General features: G+C 63.7%; 20 protein-coding genes. 7 read left to right on the forward strand and 13 right to left on the reverse strand.

Features of this window, described 5'->3' with window-relative positions:
* Nucleotides 1-8: 8 nt before the first annotated feature.
* On the forward strand, nt 9-1376 hold the full coding sequence (locus tag AC2A04_RS00925) for a sensor histidine kinase (RefSeq protein WP_484210438.1): 1368 nt from the start codon (nt 9-11) through the stop codon (nt 1374-1376).
* Between the two features lie 4 nt (nt 1377-1380).
* Here the strand turns inward: AC2A04_RS00925 and AC2A04_RS00930 are convergent, their stop codons facing one another.
* The 3 genes from AC2A04_RS00930 to gltX form a co-directional block, all read right to left on the reverse strand.
* On the reverse strand, nt 1381-1572 hold the full coding sequence (locus AC2A04_RS00930) for a hypothetical protein (RefSeq protein WP_484210439.1): 192 nt from the start codon (nt 1570-1572) through the stop codon (nt 1381-1383).
* A gap of 266 nt (nt 1573-1838) precedes the next feature.
* The gene (locus tag AC2A04_RS00935; protein ID WP_484210440.1) at nt 1839-3125 is read right to left on the reverse strand and encodes a citrate synthase; all 1287 of its coding nucleotides are present in this window, start codon (nt 3123-3125) and stop codon (nt 1839-1841) included.
* Between the two features lie 44 nt (nt 3126-3169).
* Nucleotides 3170-4633 (reverse strand): glutamate--tRNA ligase, encoded by a 1464-nt coding sequence (gene gltX, locus AC2A04_RS00940; protein WP_484210441.1) that lies wholly within the window; start codon nt 4631-4633, stop codon nt 3170-3172.
* Nucleotides 4634-4662: 29 nt separating this feature from the next.
* On the opposite strand from gltX, the gene AC2A04_RS00945 reads away from it, so the two are divergent.
* A complete protein-coding gene (locus tag AC2A04_RS00945) occupies nt 4663-6900 on the forward strand; it encodes a ComEC/Rec2 family competence protein (RefSeq protein ID WP_484210442.1) in 2238 nt (745 codons plus the stop codon).
* Nucleotides 6901-7069: 169 nt separating this feature from the next.
* On the opposite strand, the gene AC2A04_RS00950 is transcribed toward AC2A04_RS00945, so the two are convergent.
* The 5 genes from AC2A04_RS00950 to moaC form a co-directional block, all read right to left on the reverse strand.
* Nucleotides 7070-7975 (reverse strand): hypothetical protein, encoded by a 906-nt coding sequence (locus tag AC2A04_RS00950; RefSeq protein ID WP_484210443.1) that lies wholly within the window; start codon nt 7973-7975, stop codon nt 7070-7072.
* Nucleotides 7976-8159: 184 nt separating this feature from the next.
* Entirely contained in the window at nt 8160-8933 is a 774-nt protein-coding gene (gene ppk2, locus AC2A04_RS00955) for a polyphosphate kinase 2 (protein ID WP_484210444.1), read from the reverse strand.
* A 404-nt stretch (nt 8934-9337) separates the two neighbouring features.
* Nucleotides 9338-10036, reverse strand: a complete 699-nt coding sequence (lexA, locus tag AC2A04_RS00960) for a transcriptional repressor LexA (protein ID WP_484210445.1) — start codon at nt 10034-10036, stop codon at nt 9338-9340.
* Between the two features lie 58 nt (nt 10037-10094).
* Nucleotides 10095-11300, reverse strand: a complete 1206-nt coding sequence (locus AC2A04_RS00965; protein WP_484210446.1) for a molybdopterin molybdotransferase MoeA — start codon at nt 11298-11300, stop codon at nt 10095-10097.
* A gap of 10 nt (nt 11301-11310) precedes the next feature.
* Nucleotides 11311-11784 (reverse strand): cyclic pyranopterin monophosphate synthase MoaC, encoded by a 474-nt coding sequence (gene moaC / locus AC2A04_RS00970; protein ID WP_484210447.1) that lies wholly within the window; start codon nt 11782-11784, stop codon nt 11311-11313.
* Between the two features lie 236 nt (nt 11785-12020).
* Between moaC and AC2A04_RS00975 the strand changes: the two genes are divergently transcribed.
* From AC2A04_RS00975 to AC2A04_RS00995, 5 genes are all read left to right on the forward strand, one after another.
* Nucleotides 12021-12764, forward strand: a complete 744-nt coding sequence (locus AC2A04_RS00975; RefSeq protein WP_484210448.1) for an NYN domain-containing protein — start codon at nt 12021-12023, stop codon at nt 12762-12764.
* Nucleotides 12765-13083: 319 nt separating this feature from the next.
* The gene (locus AC2A04_RS00980; RefSeq protein ID WP_484210449.1) at nt 13084-13314 is read left to right on the forward strand and encodes a hypothetical protein; all 231 of its coding nucleotides are present in this window, start codon (nt 13084-13086) and stop codon (nt 13312-13314) included.
* Nucleotides 13315-13317: 3 nt separating this feature from the next.
* Nucleotides 13318-14001 carry a hypothetical protein gene (locus tag AC2A04_RS00985; protein WP_484210450.1) on the forward strand — a complete coding sequence of 228 codons (684 nt, stop codon included), beginning with the start codon at nt 13318-13320 and terminating at the stop codon, nt 13999-14001.
* An 801-nt stretch (nt 14002-14802) separates the two neighbouring features.
* Complete coding sequence (locus AC2A04_RS00990) at nt 14803-15210, forward strand: hypothetical protein (RefSeq protein ID WP_484210451.1); 408 nt, start codon at nt 14803-14805, stop codon at nt 15208-15210.
* 69 nt (nt 15211-15279) lie between these two features.
* Nucleotides 15280-15957 carry a transposase gene (locus tag AC2A04_RS00995; protein ID WP_484210452.1) on the forward strand — a complete coding sequence of 226 codons (678 nt, stop codon included), beginning with the start codon at nt 15280-15282 and terminating at the stop codon, nt 15955-15957.
* On the opposite strand, the gene trpC is transcribed toward AC2A04_RS00995, so the two are convergent.
* The 5 genes from trpC to AC2A04_RS01020 form a co-directional block, all read right to left on the reverse strand.
* Nucleotides 15954-16742: an indole-3-glycerol phosphate synthase TrpC gene (trpC, locus tag AC2A04_RS01000; RefSeq protein WP_484210453.1), complete on the reverse strand. Its 789-nt coding sequence runs from the start codon at nt 16740-16742 to the stop codon at nt 15954-15956. The genes AC2A04_RS00995 and trpC overlap by 4 nt on opposite strands.
* Before the next feature lie 232 nt (nt 16743-16974).
* The gene (gene trpD, locus AC2A04_RS01005) at nt 16975-17964 is read right to left on the reverse strand and encodes an anthranilate phosphoribosyltransferase (RefSeq protein WP_484210454.1); all 990 of its coding nucleotides are present in this window, start codon (nt 17962-17964) and stop codon (nt 16975-16977) included.
* Entirely contained in the window at nt 17961-18548 is a 588-nt protein-coding gene (locus tag AC2A04_RS01010) for an anthranilate synthase component II (protein ID WP_484210455.1), read from the reverse strand. The genes trpD and AC2A04_RS01010 overlap by 4 nt, the downstream gene beginning before the upstream one ends.
* Complete coding sequence (locus tag AC2A04_RS01015; RefSeq protein WP_484210456.1) at nt 18545-20086, reverse strand: anthranilate synthase component I family protein; 1542 nt, start codon at nt 20084-20086, stop codon at nt 18545-18547. Before AC2A04_RS01015 ends, AC2A04_RS01010 begins: the two co-directional genes overlap by 4 nt.
* Nucleotides 20087-20105: 19 nt before the next feature.
* Nucleotides 20106-22046, reverse strand: coding sequence for a peptidylprolyl isomerase (locus tag AC2A04_RS01020; RefSeq protein WP_484210457.1), 1941 nt, complete (start codon nt 22044-22046; stop codon nt 20106-20108).
* Nucleotides 22047-22293: the final 247 nt, after the last annotated feature.

A 22293-nucleotide genomic window follows, 5' to 3' on the forward strand; every position in this document is an offset into this window, starting at 1 on the left:
GCGCGCCAATGACGGCGGCCGGGCCGATCCGCGCCCGCTGCGACGGCGCCGACCGTCTCGTCGAGGCGGACGAGACGATTGCGGGTCTGCAGGTGCGTCTTGGCGGTGGGTTCCCCGGTCAACTGGCCGTGCCAGGTCTGCTCGCACTTGTGCGCAAGGTGCGCGGCTCGGGCGTTCCGCTCGCCGCTCTCCTCAACCTTGAAGACGAAGGTCAACCGATATCGTTTCGCGCAAGTGCCTGGCCCGCCGGCGAGGGCACGCGGATCGAGATAACTGAATGGCGGCTCGCCGCCGAGGCGTGGAAGGCAGAGGAGACCCTTGTCGCCGAAGCGCTGTTGCGCCAGTTGGCCGAAGTCCACGTCGTGCTCGATGCCGAACAGCGCGTGATTTCAGGTATGGTCGAGGGCCATGATCTTGCCGAGTTCGACAAGACGCTGCGGCAGGGCTTCGGCAGGTTCTGGACCGACCTGGTAACCTTGCGCGGCAGTTCGCATCGCCAGCCGTTGCACTGGCGACTGCTTGACGATGCCGACGTCGAAATCGCCGGATCATCGCGAAATTGGAAAGCGCGGCTTCTGCCCCTGCGCGCAGGCGGATTCGAGCTGCTGCTGGTGGCTGACACCGTACTTGCCGCGCCGGAGCCGTCATACGTCGAGAGCCACGAGCCAGCACCCGACTTCAGGGGACTGCTGGGCCGCAATCTGGCGCCGGCCCTGCGCCAACCGATCAACCGCATTGTCGCCAATGCCGAGACGATCCGTACGCGCCTCGCCGGACCGCTGGCGGAGCAGTACGTCGTATATGCAGGCGACATCGCCGAAGCGGGGCGGCATCTGCTGGGCCTGGTCGAAGACCTGTCCGATCTCGAAACCGTGGAAGACGAGAGCTTCGATCCCGCGCCCGACCGGATCGACCTTGCCGATTGCGCGAGACGCGCGGCAGGGATTCTCGGCGTAAGGGCGCAGGAGCGCAGCATCGTGCTTGTCACGCCGTCGCTCGACGAGAGCGCGCCTGCCATTGGCGAGTTCCGCCGCGTTTTGCAGATCCTTCTCAACCTGATCGGCAATGCCATCCGCTATACCCCCGGCCATACCACCGTGTCGATCGAGGTTGGCTCGGACGGGGGCGCAGCATGGCTAGCGGTCAGCGACGAAGGCGAGGGCATTGCCCCGGAAAAGGCCGAAAAAGTCTTCGAGAAATTCGAGCGTCTCGGGCGAAGCGGCGATGGAGGGAGCGGCCTCGGCCTCTACATCTCGCGCAGGCTCGCGCGCGCCATGGGGGGCGATCTGATCGTGTCACCGACAGTCAGCGGCGGTGCACGCTTCAAGCTTTCCCTGCCGGCCGATCAGGCCGCACAGTCCAGCGCCACCGGTTAGGTCCTCAGCGGCGCTTGGCGCTGCGCCAGAGCACGATCACACCCACCAGCAACAGCGCGGCACCGATCACGGCCCATTGGCCCTGTGCCAGCATGAAGCTTGATGCGGGCCACATGATCAGCCCAAGTCCTTGGCCGACCCACAGGCCACCCATCAGGATGGCGGCAATGGCGAAAATTCTCAGAAGTATCGTCATCGCCGCGTTATCCTTGTCGTGTGGATCGTCTCAGCGCTTGCCGACCTCGACGTAATCGCGATGGGCAGGCGCGGTGTAGAGCTGGCGCGGCCAACCGGTTTCTCTTGAGAAACCGGCTTCCGGAGAACCGGCCGCGCACCGCAACCTGTCAGCGCTTGCCGACTTCGACGTAATCGCGCTGGGCGGGCCCGGTGTAGAGCTGGCGCGGCCAACCGGTTTCTCTTGAGAAACCGGCTTCCGGAGAACCGGCCGCGCACCGCAACCTGTCAGCGCTTGCCGACTTCGACGTAATCGCGCTGGGCAGGCCCGGTGTAGAGCTGGCGCGGACGCCCGATCTTCTGGCCCGGATCGCTGATCATCTCGTTCCACTGTGCAACCCAGCCCACGGTGCGCGCCAGGGCGAAGAGCACGGTGAACATCGTGGTCGGGAAGCCGATCGCCGAAAGGATGATGCCCGAATAGAAGTCCACGTTCGGGAACAGCTTCTTCTCGGCAAAGTAGGGATCGCTGAGCGCGATCTCTTCCAGGCGCAACGCGGTTTCGAACAGAGGATCGTTGACCTTTAGCGCGCTGAACACCTCTCGCACGGTCTGCTGCATGACGGTCGCACGTGGATCGTAGTTCTTGTAGACGCGGTGTCCGAAGCCCATCAGACGGAACGGATCGTTCTTGTCCTTGGCGCGGTCGATGTAGTGCTGGATGCGATCGGGCGTGCCGATTTCCTTGAGCATGTTGAGCGCAGCTTCGTTCGCGCCGCCATGGGCAGGGCCCCACAGGCAGGCGATGCCAGCCGCGATGCACGCAAACGGGTTGGCACCCGACGACCCGGCAAGACGCACGGTCGAGGTTGACGCGTTCTGCTCGTGGTCGGCATGCAGGATGAAGATGCGGTCCATCGCGCGTTCGACTTCGGGAATGACCTCGTATTCCTCGGCGGGGACGCCGAAAGTCATCTTGAGGAAGTTGCCGGTGTAGGACAGCTTGTTGTCGGGATAGACGAAGGGCTGGCCGACTGAATACTTGTAGGCCATCGCCGCGATCGTCGGCATCTTGGCGATCAGACGGTGCGAACTGATCTTGCGGTGCACCGGATCGGCGATATCGGTGCTGTCGTGGTAGAACGCCGAGAGCGCGCCGACCACGCCGCACATGATCGCCATCGGGTGCGCATCGCGACGGAACCCGCGATAGAATGTGGCGAGCTGTTCGTGCAGCATCGTGTGGCGCGTGATCGTGCGGCTGAAATCAGCCAGTTCGCCGGCGTTGGGCAGTTCGCCGTTGAGGAGCAGGTAGCTCACTTCCATGAACGACGAATGTTCGGCCAGCTGACCGATCGGATAACCGCGGTGCAGCAGCACGCCCTCATCGCCATCGATGTAGGTGATTGCGGAGTCGCAGCTCGCCGTCGAGGTGAAGCCCGGGTCGTAAGTGAACATCCCCGTCTGGGCATAGAGCTTGCGGATATCGATGACATCCGGGCCGATGGTCCCGCTGTTCACGGGCATGTCGATGGTCTTGCCGCCAGCGGTCAAAGAAGCCTGGTTATCGCTCACGCCTTAGCCCTCCTGTTCCTTGAAATACAATTATCTGCTCGCGATCAGGCCGCGTGGTCGCGAATGCGCGCCAGCGACTCGTCCTTGCCGAGCAGTGCCAATACGTCGAAAATTCCCGGTGAGGTAGCCTGTCCCGTCAAGCTTGCGCGCAACGGCTGGGCGATCTTGCCCAATCCCAACCCGAGCCCCTCGGCCATTTCTTTTACCGTGGCTTCCAGCTTCTCGGTTGTCCAGCCGTTTTCAGCTTCCAGCACGCCTGCCACTTTGCCCAGGATCGCGCGGGCTTCGTCGGTCAGGATGGCCGCAGCCTTTTCGGCCAGGGGCAGGGGACGCTGGGCGAAGAGAAACACCGCGCCCTGCGCCAGTTCGTTGAGGTCCGCCGCGCGAACCTTCAGCACCGGCATCGCGCGCGCCAGCAGGTCCATACCCGTTCCGGCGTCGAACGAGGGCGTCAACTCGGCAAGGCGCGGCGCGATCAGACTGGCGAGCCGCGCATCGTCGGCCTCGCGGATGTAATGCCCGTTGAGGTTCAGCAGCTTCTTGAGATCGAAACGCGATGCGCCCTTGTTGACGTCGCCGATGTCGAACCATTCGACCGCCTGATCACGGCTGATGATCTCTTCGTCGCCATGGCCCCAACCGAGCCGCAGCAGATAGTTGAACACCGTTTCCGGCAGCAGCCCCATCTCGTCGCGATAGGCGTCGACGCCCAGCGCCCCGTGTCGCTTCGAAAGCTTGGCCCCGTCCGCGCCGTGGATCAGCGGGATGTGGGCATAGGCCGGATCGGGCCAGCCGCCCTCGATCGCCTCCATCGCGCGGACGATGACGAGCTGGCGGAAAGCATTGTTGATGTGGTCGTCGCCCCGGATGACGTGGGTGACGCCCATGTCATGATCGTCGACGACCACCGCCAGCATGTAGGTCGGCGTACCATCCGAGCGCAGAACGATGAAATCGTCGAGTTCGCTGTTCTGGACCGTGATCGAGCCCTGGACCTTGTCGTCAATGACCGTCTCGCCTTCGCGCGGTGACTTCATTCGCACGACGTAAGGCTGGCCATCGGGCCATTGGTCCGCCGTGGCATCGCGCCACTCGCTGTCGATGCGGAACGGGCGACGTTCTGCCTGCGCCAGTTCGCGCCGCGCCGCCAGCTCTTCCTGGGTCAGGTAGCAGCGATAGGCATGCCCGGCCTCGAGCATCTGGTGTGCGACTTGTGCATGCCGGTCAGAGCGCGCGAACTGGAACACTGGCTCCTCGTCACCGCCCAGACCCAGCCAGTTAAGGCCGTCGAAGATAGCTTCGATCGCCGCGTCGGTTGAGCGGGCGCGGTCGGTATCCTCGATCCGCAGCAGATAAGTGCCACCGTGGTGACGCGCATAAAGCCAGTTGAACAGCGCGGTACGCGCGCCGCCAATGTGCAGGAACCCCGTAGGCGAGGGTGCAAATCGGGTAACCACACGGCCTTGCCCGCGCGATCCTGCAGAAACGGTGTCAGTGGCGCTTGCCATCGGCCGCGCTTTCCTTCCCTTTGAAATCCATGGCGTCCCCGGCAGCAGATGGACCCGCAGCAGATTTTCCTGCCGCCGATCCCGGCAAAGAACCGGTCGGACGCGCGCGGCATTGGGACATCCGCACGCGATTGTCCAGCGTGCTTGATAGGGTCGAAGCCTTCCTTGATGCCCACCCGTTCGAACGCGGTCTCTGGCTGGTTGTCGCCTTTGCTGCCGGTATCGTCGCCTGGGTTGCCCTGCCGGGTCCGCTCGACTGGATCGGGACCTTGCTGGCAGCAAGTGCGACCGTGATCGCCAGCCTCGTGTTGATCGATGAATCGCGGCTTCCCCACGTGCGACTGGCCATCGCAGGCCTCGCGATCATGGCAGCCGCGGGCATGGCGAACATATGGACGCGGTCTTCGCTTGTCGGCCAACCTGGCATTGCCCGCCCGCAAGTGGCGCTGCTGAACGGCCAGGTGATCGAGCGGCGCGAGGAACCGGCCAAGGACCGCGCGCGCCTGCTGCTCTTGGTGAGATTGCCCGAGTTCCAGAAGCCCGTGCGCGTCCGCGTCAATCTTCCTGTCGCCAAGGATATGCCGGGCCTTGCCGAAGGTGCTGCCGTTCGGCTGCGCGCCAGGCTCATGCCGCCCGCATCGCCGATGCTTCCGGGTGCCTACGATTTTGCGCGCACCGCCTGGTTTGACGGTATTGCCGCGACCGGGACCGTGCTCGGCGACGTCGTGGTCGTGCGCCGGTCCGAACGCGGCACCACATTGCGCGGCATGCAAAAGGATCTGGCAGACCACGTGCGTTCGCGCCTCGGCGGCTCGCCCGGCACCATTGCTGCGGCCTTTGCCAGTGGTGATCGCGGGGCGATTGCGCAAACCGACGAGGACGCGATGCGCGACGCGGGCCTCACTCACCTACTGTCAATCAGCGGCCTTCATGTGAGCGCGCTGGTCGGCGCGGTCTACTGGATCGTTGCCCGGCTGCTCGCCGCGATGCCGTGGATCGCGCTGCGCATTCGCGTACCCATCGCAGCCGCGCTCGCAGGCGCAGTGGCGGGCCTTGCCTATACCCTGCTGACTGGCGCCGAGGTGCCCACAATCCGCTCGTGCATCGGCGCGATGCTGGTCCTCGTCGCGCTCGCGCTCGGACGCGATCCGCTGTCGTTGCGGATGGTCGCGGTCGGCGGGTTCATCGTGATGATCTTCTGGCCCGAAGCCGTGCTTGGTCCCAGCTTCCAGATGAGTTTTGCCGCCGTCATCGCCATCATTGCCTTCCACTCGGCCGCTCCAGTACGCGGGTTCCTCTCCGCCGAGCACCATGGGCCGTTCGCGCGGATGGCGCGCAATCTGATCCTGTTGCTCGCCACGGGCATGGTGATCGAACTGGCGCTGATGCCGATTGGCCTGTTCCACTTTCATCGCGCTGGCGTTTACGGATCGCTGGCAAACGTCATCGCCATTCCGCTCACAACCTTCGTCACCATGCCGCTGATCGGGCTTGCCCTGCTGCTTGACCTCGCAGGTCTGGGAGGCCCGGCATGGTGGTTGACGGGCAAAAGCCTCGAAGTCCTGCTCGCGCTCGCCCATTTCGTCGCCGCCCGTCCGGGCGCAGTGACCATGCTTCCGCCGATGGCGCCGTGGTGCTTCGTGCTGTTCGTTGCAGGAATGCTCTGGCTCGCGCTGTGGACCGGCACCGTGCGCCTCTGGGGAATGCTACCGGCGACGATGGCGGTGGCGGCGATGGTCGTCACTCCCACGCCCGATCTGCTCGTTACCGGCGATGGCCACCATGTCGGCATGACCGGCCTGGGCGACGATCTCATCGTTCTGCGCATGGGACGCGGCGATTACATGCGTGAGAACCTGCTCGAACTCGCCGGGATGGAGGGGACGCTCCGTCCTATCGACGAATGGCCCGCGGCCCGTTGCAGCGACGATTTCTGCACAGCCGATTTGCGGCGAGACGGCCGCCGCTTCGTCCTCCTCCTGACGCGCAGCCGCGCCTACGTTGATGACATGGCACTGGCCGCGGCATGCGAGCGTGCCGACATCGTGATCGCCGACCGGCGCCTGCCTTTCGCCTGCAAACCGAGGATGCTCAAGGCAGACAGGGCCTTCCTCGACCGCACCGGTGGCCTCACAATCAACCTCGCCACCGGCCGCATCCGCACCGTCGCCGAAACGCAAGGACACCAAGGCTGGTACCGCTGGCCGGAGATGTGGACTGGCTTCCCTGTTGTCGATGCAACTACGGGGAGCCGGCCCATCGCTTGATTGGTGATCGACGAAGGGCAATCGCGGCTACGGCGTCGGGGCATCTGACTTCGTGCGCCACGCGCAATCAAACGTCATCACGTTCGCCAGCGGTCTGACTCGAAGCGACCGACAAAGTTTTAGATTGCCCGAACCCCTTCCATTCCGACTCTTCCCAACGACTGATCCGTCATTGCCCGCCCTCACGTCCCTCAAGCTTGGGTGCCATCCAAAGCCGTTCATGTGGAAAGGGAAAGCGGATGTTTGCAGCCCACTTGGCCCCGCCAATCTCGACGGCACCTCGCGCGTGCCGTGTTTTCAAAAAGGCTTTGACCTGCTCAAACATCGAACTTGTAAGGAACAAGCTGTAGGAGTGGCCCCTCGTTACTGTTTGCGGATCGTCGATGCCCGGCCAGTCTTCTGGCCAGACAATCGAGGGTTCGGCTGCATGGGCATAAGGAGAAATCATCACTTCGAACTTCTCGGGCAGCCAGGGCCGTGCTTGGGCGGCACGGTAACGCTGCAAAGTATTCCAGGCTGAGACAACAGCCTTTGGCAATCTGGCACGGAAGTCCGGCTCACCCATCGGTCCGGTTATCGTGATGAAGATGGGCTTTGCACCTGCATAGATCAGCAAACTGTGCTCTGGCATGTCAGTGACGCCCTCCAGCATGAATTCGCCTTGAAACTGTGCAAGCGCGCGCAGATTGAGCTGTTCGACGAGTTCTGAGACTTCTTCCGACGTAAGGCGAGAAGTCGAAAAACCGTCTGGCGTATTCTGGATGACAGTTCCGTCCGCATAGAGTGCGAACGTCGGAGATTCGCTGCCTATCACATTGGACCAGATGCTGCGGCCCAGCACGACGACAAGGGGGGCTGGGCTGTTTGACTTCCTTGCGGCGGCAAGCGCCGCTGGCCGCTCGAAAAACTCCTCTCCGGAACGCCGATGCACAATCGGAAAGCTGTGGATCGGGTCGGCCGTTCCAGCGGTACCGTGCTCGTTACTGTTCGCCTTCACGGTTGGATCGCAGCCCGCGAGCAGAAAGATCGACGCGACAAGCAAGGCGACAATTTCAGATGAGATTTGCATCGGCATAAATTATCACATCTGGGGACCGGTGTTCCACTTCACGCGCGAATAGCTCGCGCGAAGGAATGATTGATGAGGCCATTCTTCGCGGAGAAAGTTCGGTGCGAAAGGGGGCGGCAGGTAGGAAGTCCAGAAACGGGCCGGATTGCAGGAATGCAAGTCTTCGGCACCCGATGCGCTCGCCAATCCGTCAATCAAAATTCTTTAGCGGTTTGACCGCGCGGAACTGTTCGTGCAGCGGCCTGCTCTTGAGCGCCGGCAGATCGACGGGGTCTTCCGGCACGAACTTGTCGGGGATCCGGTCGAGAAGATCGCGGATCAAGGTCAGGCGTCCCGTCTTCTGGTCGTTGAAGTCGATGAGCGTCCAAGGGGCAAACGCGGTGTGCGTAGCGGCCAGCATGTCCTCGCGCGCCTCGGTATAGGCGCCGTAGAGTTCGCGCGCCTTTACGTCGATCGGCGAGAGCTTCCAGCCCTTCAGCGGATCGTCGCGCCGCTCGGCGAAGCGCTTTTCCTGCTTGTCCTGATCGCAGCACAACCAGTACTTCACCAAGATGATGCCGTCATCGACGAGCATCTTTTCGAACTGCGGCGTGGCCTCGAGAAAGGCGCCGACCTGTTCGGGCTTGGCATACCCCATGACCCGCTCGACGCCTGCGCGATTGTACCAGCTGCGATCGAACAGCACGATTTCGCCCGCTGTCGGCAGGTGCTGGACATAGCGCTGGAAATACCACTGGCCCGCTTCGCACTCGGTCGGCTTTGCAAGCGCAACCGTCCTGACCTGCCGGGGATTGAGATGTTCGCGGATGGCGGCGATCGCGCAACCCTTGCCCGCGCTGTCGCGACCCTCGAACAGGACGACGAGACGCTTGTCGGTGGCGGCGACCCAGCGCGCGAGCTGGACAAGCTCCCGCTGCAGGGGCTTCAAGGCCTCGCGGTATTCCTTGCGCTTCAACCGGCCCATGCCCTGTTCTCCAAAGCCCGGCCTGCAGGCACGGCGCTAGCGGCAGAGCATTGCGCAAGGTCCTGTCCGTGGCAAGGCGCGCAGGTTTCACCCTTCGGCACAACGAGACTTGAGAGCAATACGAGCCCAGGCCGCAGGTGAAGGCCTCATCGCGCCAACAGCGCTCGCTCACTCACGGCAAGCGAAGAATCCCGCGCCAACCGTGCTCGCTACTTCACCAAGAGCCCAGGCCTGCTCGCGCAACTTCGCGCAGCCTCGCCGGACTGCTGCGCGGCGTCGCTGTCTGCAGAGACCATCACTGGCCCACGTCAGCCTCCACGCAATCCGGTTTGGTCAGCGAAACGAACCGGCCGAGCCGCACACAAGGGGCGTGCAGCTCCTTCAAGCGCGCCAGCAACGCCCCGTCAGTGATAACGGCGCAGAAGTCCGGCCAGCTTGCCTTGCACCGCGACTTCGTCGGGGCGGTAGAACTGCGGATCGTACGCAGCATTGGCCGGATCGAGACGGATCATGCCCTTCTCGCGATGGAGGTACTTGAGCGTGGCTTCCTCGCCTCGCACCAGCGCCACGACAATCTCGCCGTCGCGGGCGACATCGGTCTTGCGCACCAGCGCGTAATCGCCGTCGAAGATCCCGGCCTCGACCATGGAATCGCCCGAAACCTCGAGCGCATAGTGTTCGCCCGCACCGAGGAGTGCAGCGGGCACCGGCAGAGTGGCCGACGTCTCGAACGCCTCGATCGGCACGCCCGCAGCGATCTTGCCGTGAAGCGGAAGCTCGATCACGTCGTTGGCCGGGGCGGGGGCCGCCTTGGCAACCTGACGCATCGGCGCGACAACCGGGTTGGTGTTGGCAGCCTCGCGCGCCAGCACCGGCTTCGTCACCGCGCTTTCGGGCTGGCGCAACACTTCGAGCGCCCGCGCGCGATTGGGCAGGCGGCGGATGAAGCCGCGTTCCTCAAGCGCCGAGATCAGACGGTGCACGCCCGACTTCGACTTGAGGTCCAATGCCTCCTTCATCTCTTCGAACGAGGGCGAAATGCCGGACTCCTCCAGACGAACCTGGATGAAAGAGAGCAATTCGTGCTGCTTGCGCGTCAACATTGGCGGTTACTCCGCGGGTGAACGAATGCGGAACGGATAAGCAACCAAATACGACTCGTCAAGCAATTCCGCCATTTCCGAGCAGGTAGATCGGAACATCACTTCCCGCGCCTTGTGCAGGCGCTCCTGCCTCGCGCACGACCAGCGCATTGCTGCGGGCAAGCGGCGACAGCGCACCGGAATCCTGCAAGTGATCAAGCGTCACGCCCGCGCCGTCCCACTGCGCCCGCAGGAACTCCATTCGGCTTCCGCCAACGCCCATCGCGGTTGTCAGGCGTGACGATAGCGCCCGGGGCAGGGGTTGCGCAGCACCGAGCATCGACCGCAGCAGCGGGAGCAGGAACAGGAACCCGGTGACGAAAGCCGAGGCGGGATTGCCCGGCAGACCGAGAATGATCTGGCGGCCACGGCGGGCGACGATCAGCGGCTTGCCCGGCTTGATCGCGATCCGCCAGAATTCGAGTGTTGCGCCAACCGCTTCGAGCGCGGGCCGCACGAGATCATGATCGCCCACAGAAGCGCCACCACTGGTCACGATGACGTCTGCATCGCCCGAAGCTTCGAGCGCGGCGGCAAGGTCCTCGAGCCGGTCGGCAATCGGCCCGACGTGGCTGATATCGACCGGCAGCTCCCCCGCCATGGCGCAGAGCATCGGCCCGTTGCTGGCGGGAAGCTGGTGGATGCCGGGCACCTGGCCGGGGAGCACCAGTTCGTCGCCGCTGTCGATCACCGTCAGGCGCAGGCGGCGTCGCACGGGCAGGTGACTGTGCCCGCCGGCGATGGCGAGCGCGATCTGCGCAGCGCCAATGCGCGTTCCCGCATCGAGCAGCACGGCATCGCCGGCAAAGTCCATTCCGGCGGGCCGGATGTGGCGCTCGGGCGGGCGCGGCGGTTCACCGGCGAGGGAAAGCGTGCCGGCGTCGCGCGACGCATCTTCCTGAAGCAGCACCATGTCGGCACCATCGGGCAGCACTGCGCCGGTGCTGATCCGCACGGCCTGGCCGCTCCCCACGGTCCCACCGAAGGGATGGCCCGCCGCGCTCTCGCCGATCACCGTCCACGGACCCGGCAGGTCGGCAGAGCGCAGCGCATAACCATCCATGGCGGAGAGCGGCGCGGCGGGCTGGGTGCGGCGCGCCCGAAGCGGCTCGGCCAGGTAATGCCCGAGGCAATCGCAACCTGCGCGATGCTCCACCGGCAAGGCCTCGGCCAGCGCAAGCAGGCGCGCCTGCGCCTCGGCGAGGGGGAGGGGCGGCGTCCTCATGCGCGCACACTCATTCGGGCGCTACCCAGGTGCCCGACTTGCCGCCGCGCTTCTCGATCAGGCGGACGTTTTCGATGACCATGCCTTTGTCGAGCGCCTTGGCCATGTCATAGACCGTCAGCAGCGCGACCGACACCGCGGTGAGCGCTTCCATCTCGATCCCGGTCTTGCCCGTCAGCGATGCGGTGGCGGTGCAGTCCACGCCGGTTTCGGTAAAGGCGAAGTCGACGTTCACCGCGTCGAGCGCGAGCGGGTGGCAGAGCGGGATCAGATCCCCGGTCTTCTTCGCTGCCATGATCCCGGCGATGCGGGCCGTGCCGAGCACATCGCCCTTGGGCGCGTTGCCTGCGCGCACGGCGTCGAGCGTGGCGGCGTTCATCCGGATCGATCCGCTGGCGATGGCAACGCGCTGCGTCTCGGCCTTCGCGCCGACATCGACCATGCGTGCAGTGCCGGCCGAATCGATATGCGTCAGATCGTTCATCCACGTCCTCGGAAAGCTGAACAGGTTTACGGGGTTTACACAGTCCAGGGAGAAAACGGCGAGGCCCCTTTGCGGCTCTCGCTCTGGCCCGGAACGCCGCCGGTTTCAAGGTTTTCGGGGACGGGGATCGACATCGGCGAAAGATTGGCAGACCGCGCGGGTGTAGGAAAGATTTTCCTGCCGCTTCGGAGGCTTGTTGGGAATTCATTAGCCTTCGCCGGTCATTCTGGCGGTCCATGACTGACAGCGCCCCGCAACGCCGCATCGCTCTGCTTGTCGATGCCGAGAACATGCAGCCCGAATACATGCGCTCTGTTCTGCCGCATGTGTTCAAGCTCGGTCGGCCGGTAATCCAATACGCCTTCGGTGACTTCAGCCACCCTTGCGCGAAGCCGTGGGTCGAGTTCCTGCGGCGCAATGTGATCGAGGCGCGGCAGGTTACCCCTGCGGAATCGGGCAAGAACGCGGCAGACATCGCGCTGGTGGTAGAGGCCATGCGCCTTGCGCTGCACAAGCGGGTCGACGCGCTGTGCATCGTGTCGAGCGACCGCGATTTCGTGGCGTTGACGACCTTTCTCAAGGGCGAGGGCATCGACGTCTACGGTTTCGGCGACGACAGGGCGGGAGGCAAGTACCGCCAGTCCTGCGCCCGGTTCTTCGAAGTGCGACCCGATGCCGCGACGGTGCCGCTACCAGGTTCCGCGCCGACTCTGGCGCCAGCACCTGCACCAACGCCCGCACCCACGGGCGCTACGAACTGGCCCGCGATCATGCAGCACATGGCGCGACTGGCGGGCAAGGAAGGCTGGCTGTCGCTTCAGGTTCTGGGCTGCGAACTGGGCAAGCAGGGCATTCGTGCCAAAGCCCATGGCGCTGCGACGTGGGCGCGCGTCTTCGCGTGTGCCGAGGGTTTCGAGGTGCGCAAGGACACGACCGGCCGTGCGAGCGTGCGTATCTCCGCAAGAGCCTGCGCGGCCTGACACTGTGGAAGACCGGAGCGGCGGCATTTCCCGCGGCCCGCAGGCAGGCTCAGAATGACGCCTTCCGTCGCGCCCCCCTGCTGATTTGGCGGCGCTTGCATTCGCCTCTGCCGCACATAGGATAGCCTTCGAGGCGTGTCGGGCTTTGCTTTTGCAGGAGGTGGAGTTTGGGGAATTATGCACCTGTCACTGTAATTCGGTCACTGTAATTCGCGACGTAGCGTCTGGATGCCGGAGCGAGGGGCGCTTGTATTCGCCTCTGCCGAACATAGGATAGCTTTCGAGGCGTGTCGGGCTTTGCTTTTGCGGGAGGTGGAGTTTGGGGAATTATGCACCTGTCACCGTAATTGGTCACCGTAATTGCCCCACCGTAATTGCCCTTGATTATCGTGTCGGCATTGCGCGCAACGGGTTCGACTTCATGTATCAGAATGTGTTCAAACCTTCGCCGCTCTCAACATATGGACAGAACGCGATGCAGCACTTCTTTGGCGATGTGTGGCAGCAGAATCAGCCTCGCTGGAAGCCAACGCCGGGCGGCGGAACCTGATCGATGGTTGCGGCAAGATATCATGTTGGTGCGGCGCTGCTCGCGCTAACCGCCTGTGGTGCGACCAATGGGCAATCGGGTGAAACCATGGAAACAGTTCGCTTTGCACCGGGAATGAATCTGCGGGAGATGCTGCCCGAGCGCCTCTACAAGCAATTATTGCCGCAGATCAGGACTGACGGGAGTCCCTTTGTAGTGACCATCGGGACGCCTCATGTCCTGAAGCTGGAATTGGGAAGCGAGGAAATAGAACTCCATCCAGGCGGATATAACTCAACGACATATTTAAACTCCGGCTACTCGCCAGGTGGTCTGGGAGACGGGAGCAATCGTGACTACAATCGTATTGGCACATTAGATAGCGACACCGGGTCAGAGCGATTGACCCGTGGGGCTGCGCGCGATCTCGCAATCCGTTTATGTGGGGTCGCGGAAAAGGGATTGCGGGCGAAGTCCAGCATCGACCCGGTGCAAGTGATCGACAATCCTAAACTCTCTGTAACGGATCACATGAAGTTCATCGGCGCGCGCGCCAGCGACGTGTGCGTTGTTGAGAATGCGGATGTGGCCTTCATCATTCGATATAGCGGGCCGGATGATATCCTAAGCGAAGACTCACCTCGAAGGGGTGAGGAAGCATTCAGGCTGAACGTCTCAGTGCACCAGGTTATCCCTAAATCAGGTTGAGGGCAGGAAAACGGGCGGTCAGTTGGCCCGCCTTCGGTGTCGTTGACGGGAATTACGGTGACACGTGCATAAATCCCTTAATTGTTAATCGCGGATTGTATCCGCAATGGGGCAGGGATGCCGAAGAGTGGGGCGCTTGCATTCCTTCCTGCCGCACATAGGGTGCGTTCTTTTGGGCGTGTCGGGGCTGGCTTTGTTGGGAGCGGAGTTTGGGGAATTATGCACCTGTCACCGTAATTCCGGTTGCGGCCATCGTGTTGATGGTAATATATCACTACAATATAGGTCTTGTCTACAAGTGTGACTATAAAGAAAAGTTGATCGTAGGAGACTTGGCAAAAGTTAGCGGTAATTATTGCGATACTTCTTCTACTAGTGATTGCTACTCAGTCGAGAAATTTTTGAGTCCACACGGGTGGGGTAAAATAACTAGGGATCAAAGAGATATTGTATATCCATTATGCCAAAAATTGGTAATTGGGTATGATGATTATTTGGAGTCACGCTTCTAATTACGGTGGGCGGTGTCAACCTGAAGCGCAACACTGGCCGTCAGTAGCCAGAGCCTGTGCGACCAGTCTGGCGAAGACCTCGTTTGCAAATTACGGTGACACGTGGCAAATTACGGTGACACGTGGCAAATTACGAAATTACGAAATTACGAAATTACGAAATTACGGTGACACGTGCATAAATCCCTTAATTGTTAATCGCGGCTTTGTATCCGCAATGGGGCAGGGATGCCGAAGAGTGGGGCGCTTGCATTCCCTCCTGCCGCACATAAGGTACGGTCTTTTGGGCATGTCGGGGCTGCTTTTTTGGGAGCGGAGTTTGGGGATTTATGCACCTGTCACCGTAATTCCTGCACCTGTCACCGTAATTCTATTGTTCCGTGAGGTTGATCAAATGTTCGTGATGGAAAGTGTCGATGACCTATGGGACCACATAGCTTATGTGATGGGCTACGCTCCGGATCGCTTCCCTTATAGGGATTTCCTTCCGGATGATGAGCAGATGAATCTCGATCGTGCTTTCGATCAGCTGCGCAAAGGTATCGAAGTAGCTTACCCAGAGCTATCCTCTGCTTCGAAGCGGATGTTGCTCAACGGTATCTTGGATCGTTCATACGCTGCCTATAAGGGCAACGATGAGATCGCTGCTGGCCATTTGTTGAACGAGTTCCAAGACAACATCTTCAAGACCGAATGAATTACGGTGACACGTGCATAAATCCCCAAATTATTGACACCACCAACCTATGCACTTTGCAGTGCAAGCATGGCTCGCCTTCCCCGCCTTGTCCTCCCCGGATTGCCCCATCACGTTACCCAGCGTGGCAATCGGCGGGAGCAGACGTTCTTCGAGGATGGCGATTATGCTCTCTATCTCGATCTGCTTGGCGATGCCGCAAAACGGTCGGGCGTGGAGATCTGGTCGTACTGTCTGATGCCGAATCATGTGCATATCGTGGCGGTGCCATCGGACGAGGATGGGCTGCGCCGCACCTTCCGCTACGTCCATCGCCACCACACCGGCTACATCAACGCGCGGCTGCGCGTGACCGGTCATCTGTGGCAGGGGCGGTTCAGTTCTGTCGCGATGGACGAACCGCACTTCGTGACGGCAATGCGCTACATCGCACTCAATCCGGTGCGCGCCCGTCTTGCCCATCGCGCGCAGGACTGGCGTTGGTCCAGCACGCGTGCCCTGATCGACGGGAGGGACGATCACGTCGTCACCGTTGCCCCCGCGCTGGAGCGTGTCGGGGATTTCGCCGCGTTCCTGTCAGAGGACTTCGATGAAGCCCTGACCTATGTCGCGCTGCGGAAGGCCGAGAGCACCGGACGCCCGGTCGGATCGGCTGAGTGGCTGGCTGACATGGAAGAGCGCACCGGGCGAACGCTCGCCCCGCAAAAGCGCGGGCCGAAGGCGAGGGCGCAAGTGGGCGTGCGTTAGCCCGCCAACAACGCTCGCGTGGCCGCCTCGACATCCGCCTGACGCATCAGCGCCTCTCCCACCAGGAACGTCCGCGCGCCGCACTTTTCGAGGCGCTGGAGGTCGGCGTGGGTGTTGATGCCGCTTTCCGCCACCAGCAGCGTGCCTTCAGGGGCCAGAGGCGCCAGGCGCTCCGTGGTGGCAAGATCAGTGATGAAGCGCTTGAGATCGCGGTTGTTGACGCCGATCAGGCGGGATTTGAGGCGGGCGGCGCGTTCCATTTCCTCTTCGTTGTGGACTTCGACGAGCGCATCCATGCCCTGTTCGCGGGCGGCGGCTTCGATCTCTGCCATTTGCGCGTCCGAAAGGCAGGCGGCGATGATCAGGATGGCGTCGGCGCCGATCGCGCGGGCCTCGGCACACTGCCATGGATCGACCATGAAATCCTTGCGGATGACCGGCAGGGTGCAGGCGGCGCGGGCTTCTATCAGGTAATCCTCGTGGCCCTGGAAATAGGGTGCGTCGGTGAGGACCGAGAGGCACGCGGCTCCGCCGGCCTGATAGGCAGCAGCGTGGGCTGCGGGATTGAAATCGGCGCGGATCAGGCCCTTGGACGGGCTGGCCTTCTTGATCTCGGCAATCAGGGCGTAGCCGGTGGCGGCGCGCGCGCGCAGCGCGGCCTCGAAACCGCGCGGGGGCGTCCGTTCGCTGGCGCGGGCGGCGAGGTCGGCGAGGCTGGTGGCGGCCTTGCGGGCGGCGACTTCGCTGCGCTTGGTGTCGCAGATTTCGGTGAGCTTGTCGGTCATGGTGCGGCGGCTTTTGGCCTCTCGCGAGGGGCGTGTCGAGTGGGTTTTGGGGCGGGGGTTTGCGTGGGTCCTTCGACAGGCTCAGGACGAACGGGGGTTGGTCGTTGGCCGGGGGGTGTCTCGACTTAGCTCGACACGAACGGGGGGTGGGAATGTCTGGCGCGTTGATCTGTGCAGACGATGCCACTCAACGACCGTTCGTCCTGAGCCTGTCGAAGGACGCGCGGACCGCCTATTTCAGCGCCGAAATCCAGCAGTTCAGCAGCGCGTTGGCGAGGCCCTTGTCGATGGCTTCGGCGGCTTCCTCGACGCCTTCGTGCCAGTCTAGCGCTTCGCCCGCGACGATCAGCGCGGCGGCGGCGTTGAAGAGGACGGCGTTGCGGTAGGGGCCTTCCTCGCCCTGGAGGAGCGCGCGCAGGGCGGTGGCGTTGTGAGCTGCGTCGCCACCGCGGATCGCATCGACCGGGGCGGTGGGCAGGCCGGCATCGGCAGGCGTGATGCGGCGCATGGAGAGTTCGCCGTTCCTGACTTCGGCGAGTTCGTTGCCGCCTGCCAGGCTAAGCTCGTCAAGGCCTTCGTCGCCCGAGATGACGAGGCTGTGGTCGGTGCCGAGGCGCTGGATGGCCTCGGCATAGATCGGCACATAGGCGGGGCGGGCGATGCCGACGAGCTGGCGGCGGACGCCTGCGGGGTTTGCCAGCGGGCCCATCAGGTTGAAGATCGTGCGGCGGCCCAGCGCCTTGCGGATGGGCATGATGCGGCCCATCGACGGGTGATGGCGTGCGGCGAAGAGGAAGCAGATGCCGAGGTCGGCGAGCGTTTCCTCGGCGGTTTCGGCGGCGCGATCGAGATTGAGGCCGAGTGCTTCCAATGTGTCGGCTGCGCCTGCCTTGGAGCTGGCGGCGCGGTTGCCATGCTTGGCGACGGGGACGCCGCAGGCCGCGACGACGAGGCTGACGGCGGTGGACACGTTGAGCGTATGGTGGCCGTCACCGCCCGTGCCGCAGACGTCGATGGCGTTTGCAGGCGCGGCGATAGGGATCATGCGGGCGCGCATGGCGCGGGCAGCGCCGGCGATCTCGCTCGCCGTCTCGCCGCGCTCGGACAGTCCGACGAGGAACTGCGCGATGGTGGCATCGGGCACGGTGCCGTCGAGGATCGCGGCGAAGGCCGCTTCTGCCTCGGCCTCTTCCAGCGGGTGGAGCGGATCGGGCAGGGTCATGCCGGGACGGGGCGCGTATTGATGCCGCAGAGTTTGAGGAAGTTGCCGATCATCGCGTGGCCGTGCTCGGTGGCGATGCTCTCCGGGTGGAACTGAACGCCGTGGATCGGCAGCGACGTGTGGCGGAAGCCCATGACGTGGGTGTCATCGGACTGCGCGTTCACCGCGAGACATGGCGGAATGTCGGTCACGATCAGCGAGTGATAGCGGGTGGCGATGAACGGGCTGGGCAGGCCTTCGAACACGCCGGTGCCGTCATGGGTGACGGGTGAAGTCTTGCCGTGCATCAGCCCGCCGCGCACGACCTTGCCGCCGAAGTACTGCCCGATCGACTGGTGGCCGAGGCACACGCCGAGCAGCGGCAGCTTCGCATCCGCCGCCGCGCCGACGAGATCGAGGCTGATGCCCGCTTCGTTTGGCGTGCAGGGGCCGGGCGAAAGCAGAAACCCCTGCGCACCGGTCTTGATCGCCTGTTCGGCGGTGAGCGCATCGTTGCGCACGACCTCAACCTCCGCGCCCATCTCCATCAGGTAATGGACGAGGTTCCAGGTAAAGCTGTCGTAATTGTCGATGACAAGGATCATTGGCCAAATCCCGGCTCGGTGGCGACGCGGACGGCTTCGCGCGCCGCCGCGAACAGCGCGCCTGACTTCAGTTCGCACTCGCGCTGTTCGTATTCGGGGTTGCTGTCGGCGACGATGCCAGCGCCTGCTTGCGCATGGAGGACGCCGTCCTTGATCACGCCGGTGCGCAGGACGATGCAGCTGTCGACCGACCCGTCGGGCGCGAAGTAGCCGACGCCGCCTGCGTAGGCGCCGCGTGTTTCGGGTTCGAGTTCGGCGATGATCTCGCAAGCGCGGACCTTGGGCGCGCCGCTGACGGTGCCTGCGGGGAACCCGGCGAAGAGGGCGTCGACGCCGTCAGCGCGGGCGGTGTCGAGCTGGCCAACCACGTTCGAGACGATGTGCATGACGTGGCTGTAGCGTTCGACGGTGTAGCTTTCGGTGACCTTGACCGTGCCTGCCTTGGCCACGCGGCCGACATCGTTGCGGCCGAGATCGAGCAGCATCAGGTGCTCTGCGCGCTCCTTGGGGTCTTCGAGCAGGCTGCGTTCGTTGGCGCGGTCTTCCTCGGGCGTTTTGCCGCGTGGGCGGGTTCCGGCGATCGGGCGGATGGTGACTTCGCCGTCGCGGATACGTACCAGAATTTCCGGGCTCGATCCGGTCAGCGCGAAGCCCGGCATGTCGAGGAAATAGAGGAAGGGCGAGGGGTTGATGCGGCGCAGGGCGCGGTAGAGCGCGATGGGCGGCAGCGGGAACGGCGCGGTGAAGCGCTGGGCGAGGACGACCTGGAAGATGTCGCCCGCCTCGATGTAGTCCTTCGCGGTGGTGACCATGCGCGCATAGTCGGCTGCGGGCATGACCGGCTGCGGGGTGACGTCCACGGCTTGCGTCAGGCGCGTGTCGGCAGGGACCGCATCGGCCAGCTTGCGGATGGCGTTGTCGATGCGCTCGGCTGCGGCTTCGAGCAGGTGTGCAGGGCTGCCGCCTTCGGCCCAGACCGGCGCGATGGCGAAGAGTTCGTCGGACAGGCGATCGAACACCAGCACCACGGTGGGGCGGGTGAACAGCATGTCGGGCAGGACGAGATCGCTCTGGCTTGCGCGCGGGAGCTTTTCGACAAGGCCGATAGTCTCGTACCCGAAGTAGCCGACGAGGCAGGCGAGCGCCGGCGGGAGTGCTGCGGGAACGTCGATCCGGCAGGCGGCGACCAGCGTGCGCAGTTCATCGAGCGCGTTGCCGGCAAGCGGGGCGAAGGCGGCCTTGTCGTGCCGCCAGATGCGGTTGATCTCGGCCGAAGCGCCGGTGGCGCGGAAGACAAGGTCGGGATCGATGCCAAGCAGGCTGTAACGCCCGCGCACTTCGCCGCCCTGGACGGATTCGAGCAGGAATTCGCCGCGCCCGCTTTCCATCAGCTTGAGGCCCGCGCCGACCGGGGTTTCGGTATCGACAATAAGCTTGCGCCAGATCAGCGCCGGCTTGCCCGCGGTGAGCTGAGCGAGCGCGGGGCCGTGGTTTTCAGGCAGTGCGGCGGTGGTGGTTGCAGCTTCGAGCGTGGACATCGTCTTGCTTCGTGCTCGATTACTGGGCGCCGGTGCCGGTCAGCTGGTTGCGGACCGCCTTGATCGCGGCTTCGTTTCGCTCGACGCCGACATCGTCGCGGATCGCGCGGCGCAGGGATTCGGCGTATTCGTTTCCGGTGATGGTGCCGAATTCGCGCGAGGCCTGGGCCAGTAGCGGATCGCCGCGCTTGATATCGCCGAGGATGACGTCCTTGAGCGAAACGACGTACCAGCCCGCCTTGTTCGGGCCTTCGAGCCGCTTTGACGTGCCCTTGGCCATGGCGAAGAGCAGCGCCAGCGGCGGCGGCACCTGGGTCTGCATCGCCTGTAGCTGCTGGCGGCCCATGTCGACCGGCTGTGCCGGGGGAAGAGCGACGCCAGCTAGCTTGATCGCGTCGGCCAGTGGCGTTCCCTTGGCCAGCGCCGCAAGGATCTTGTCGGCAGCGGCCTTTGCCTTGGCCGAGCCCTGATCGAGCGCCCAGTCGCGTGCGACGACCTGGCGAATCTGGTCGAGCGGGGCAGGGGTAGCGGCGGTCAGCTGACCGACGTCATAGATTGCGAAGACTTCACCGGGCTTGATTTCGGCAAGCTGCGGTTCGCCTTCGCGTTCCATGGCGAAGGCCGCCTGAACGAGCGCGGCGACTTCTGCCGGAGCCTTCTCGTTTGCCTTGCCGAACACGGTGCCATTGGACAGCAGGGGTTGCGTCGAGGTGATGGTCAGGCCTAGCGACTTGGCGATATCGGACAGGCCGGTGCCGTTGTCGACTTCCTCTTCAACCTGTGCGGCAAGGTCGGACAGGGCAGCGCGGCGCTTTTCCAGCGTGATCGCAGCGACGATCTCGGCCCGTGCCTTATCGAGCGTCTTGCCGGGATTGCGCTTGACCGCGTCGACCTTGAGGACGTGCCAACCAAGGCCGGACCTGGCGGGGGCCGCAAGCGTGCCCTGCGCGGCAGCAAAGGCGGCATCGGCGACAGCACGCGCCGTCTGGTTGCTCAGCGCATCGCGGCTGAGATCGGTGAGTTTGCTCGCAACGAGGCCTTTGGTGCGGGCAGCGGCATCGAGCGAACCGCCCTTGCCGACTTCGCTGGCGAGCGCACGTGCGGCAGCTTCGGTGGGCACGATAACCTGCGTGACCGTGCGCAGTTCGCTGGCGGCATAGACCGCGCTGTTGAGCTTGTAGCGGTTGGCGACTTCGGCCTCGGTCGGTGCAGGCACAGACTTGAGGCTGGCTTCATTGACCATCGCATAGCGGATGGTACGGCGTTCGGGCTGCATGTAGCGGCCCTTGTTGGCGTTGTAGAAGGCAGAGAGCGCAGCCGCATCGGGGCCCGCCTGCGGAGCAAAGGCAAGCGATGGCACGGAGACGATCGTGCCGGCGCGCCGCTCAGTCAGCAGCGAGGCATAGCGAACGACGGATTCGGCGGGCATCTGCGCGCCGAATGCGACGGGCAGCAGCAGCTGCCGCGCGATCAGGCCCTGGCCGATGTCCTTGCGCACTTCCTTGTCGGTGAGGCCGCGCTGCGCGAGCAGCTGGTCATAGGCAGACTGGCTGAACTTGCCATCTGGGCCCTGAAACGAATTGATCTTGACGATTTCGCTGTCGATCAGGCGGTCGCTGACGGCTAGGCCGTGCTTCTTGCCCCACTCGGCCAGCGCAAGGCGATCGATCAGATCGTTGAGAACGCCGTCCATGCCGCCGCCGTCGAGGAACTGCTTCATCGTCAGGCCCGGCGTCTTCTGGCGCTGCTGCTCGAAAGCGTTGGTCAGCGCCTTGGCAAGCTCGGCCGTGCCGATGCGCGACGACCCGACCTTGGCTGCGCGATCGCCGCCGGCGATGCCGCCGAAGCCACTGCCGGTTACGTCGGCGCTGGCAAAGGCCAATGCGATCAGGCCGAGGAAAATCAGCGCTACAGCGACGCCGATACGGGATTTCAGGAAGGAGCGGAAGAAGCCGAGCATTTGCGGGTGTTCGTCTCGTCAGTCTGGGCGCGCGGGCGTGCCCGTATGGAAATTTCGCCGATGCCTTAGGGGGCATTCGCGCTTCTCGCAATGCCCGGCTTGGACTTGCAGTGTACCACAGGCTCCACCGAAACGGTGATTTTTGCCGGTTATGCGATCAGGCGTTTTGCAGAATCGGCACAGGTTTGATAGCCGCCCGACGACTCAGGGTGCATCGACCCTCGCAAATATCGATTGCAACATGGAT

The organism is Novosphingobium sp. HNCC26DJ243, assembly GCF_057180545.1.

Bases quoted from the DNA above. Each gene is read 5' to 3' on its own strand.
- AC2A04_RS00975 (WP_484210448.1), top strand. From the start codon at position 12,021: ATGACTGACAGCGCCCCGCAACGCCGCATCGCTCTGCTTGTCGATGCC.
- ppk2 (WP_484210444.1), bottom strand. From the start codon at position 8,933: ATGGGCCGGTTGAAGCGCAAGGAATACCGCGAGGCCTTGAAGCCCCTG.
- AC2A04_RS00985 (WP_484210450.1), top strand. From the start codon at position 13,318: ATGGTTGCGGCAAGATATCATGTTGGTGCGGCGCTGCTCGCGCTAACC.
- moaC (WP_484210447.1), bottom strand. From the start codon at position 11,784: ATGAACGATCTGACGCATATCGATTCGGCCGGCACTGCACGCATGGTC.
- lexA (WP_484210445.1), bottom strand. From the start codon at position 10,036: ATGTTGACGCGCAAGCAGCACGAATTGCTCTCTTTCATCCAGGTTCGT.
- AC2A04_RS00925 (WP_484210438.1), top strand. From the start codon at position 9: ATGACGGCGGCCGGGCCGATCCGCGCCCGCTGCGACGGCGCCGACCGT.
- AC2A04_RS00990 (WP_484210451.1), top strand. From the start codon at position 14,803: ATGTCGGGGCTGCTTTTTTGGGAGCGGAGTTTGGGGATTTATGCACCT.
- AC2A04_RS00950 (WP_484210443.1), bottom strand. From the start codon at position 7,975: ATGCCGATGCAAATCTCATCTGAAATTGTCGCCTTGCTTGTCGCGTCG.
- AC2A04_RS00930 (WP_484210439.1), bottom strand. From the start codon at position 1,572: ATGACGATACTTCTGAGAATTTTCGCCATTGCCGCCATCCTGATGGGT.
- AC2A04_RS00995 (WP_484210452.1), top strand. From the start codon at position 15,280: ATGGCTCGCCTTCCCCGCCTTGTCCTCCCCGGATTGCCCCATCACGTT.
- trpD (WP_484210454.1), bottom strand. From the start codon at position 17,964: ATGACCCTGCCCGATCCGCTCCACCCGCTGGAAGAGGCCGAGGCAGAA.
- AC2A04_RS01020 (WP_484210457.1), bottom strand. From the start codon at position 22,046: ATGCTCGGCTTCTTCCGCTCCTTCCTGAAATCCCGTATCGGCGTCGCT.
- AC2A04_RS00945 (WP_484210442.1), top strand. From the start codon at position 4,663: ATGGCGTCCCCGGCAGCAGATGGACCCGCAGCAGATTTTCCTGCCGCC.
- AC2A04_RS00965 (WP_484210446.1), bottom strand. From the start codon at position 11,300: ATGAGGACGCCGCCCCTCCCCCTCGCCGAGGCGCAGGCGCGCCTGCTT.
- trpC (WP_484210453.1), bottom strand. From the start codon at position 16,742: ATGACCGACAAGCTCACCGAAATCTGCGACACCAAGCGCAGCGAAGTC.
- AC2A04_RS01010 (WP_484210455.1), bottom strand. From the start codon at position 18,548: ATGATCCTTGTCATCGACAATTACGACAGCTTTACCTGGAACCTCGTC.
- AC2A04_RS01015 (WP_484210456.1), bottom strand. From the start codon at position 20,086: ATGTCCACGCTCGAAGCTGCAACCACCACCGCCGCACTGCCTGAAAAC.
- gltX (WP_484210441.1), bottom strand. From the start codon at position 4,633: ATGGCAAGCGCCACTGACACCGTTTCTGCAGGATCGCGCGGGCAAGGC.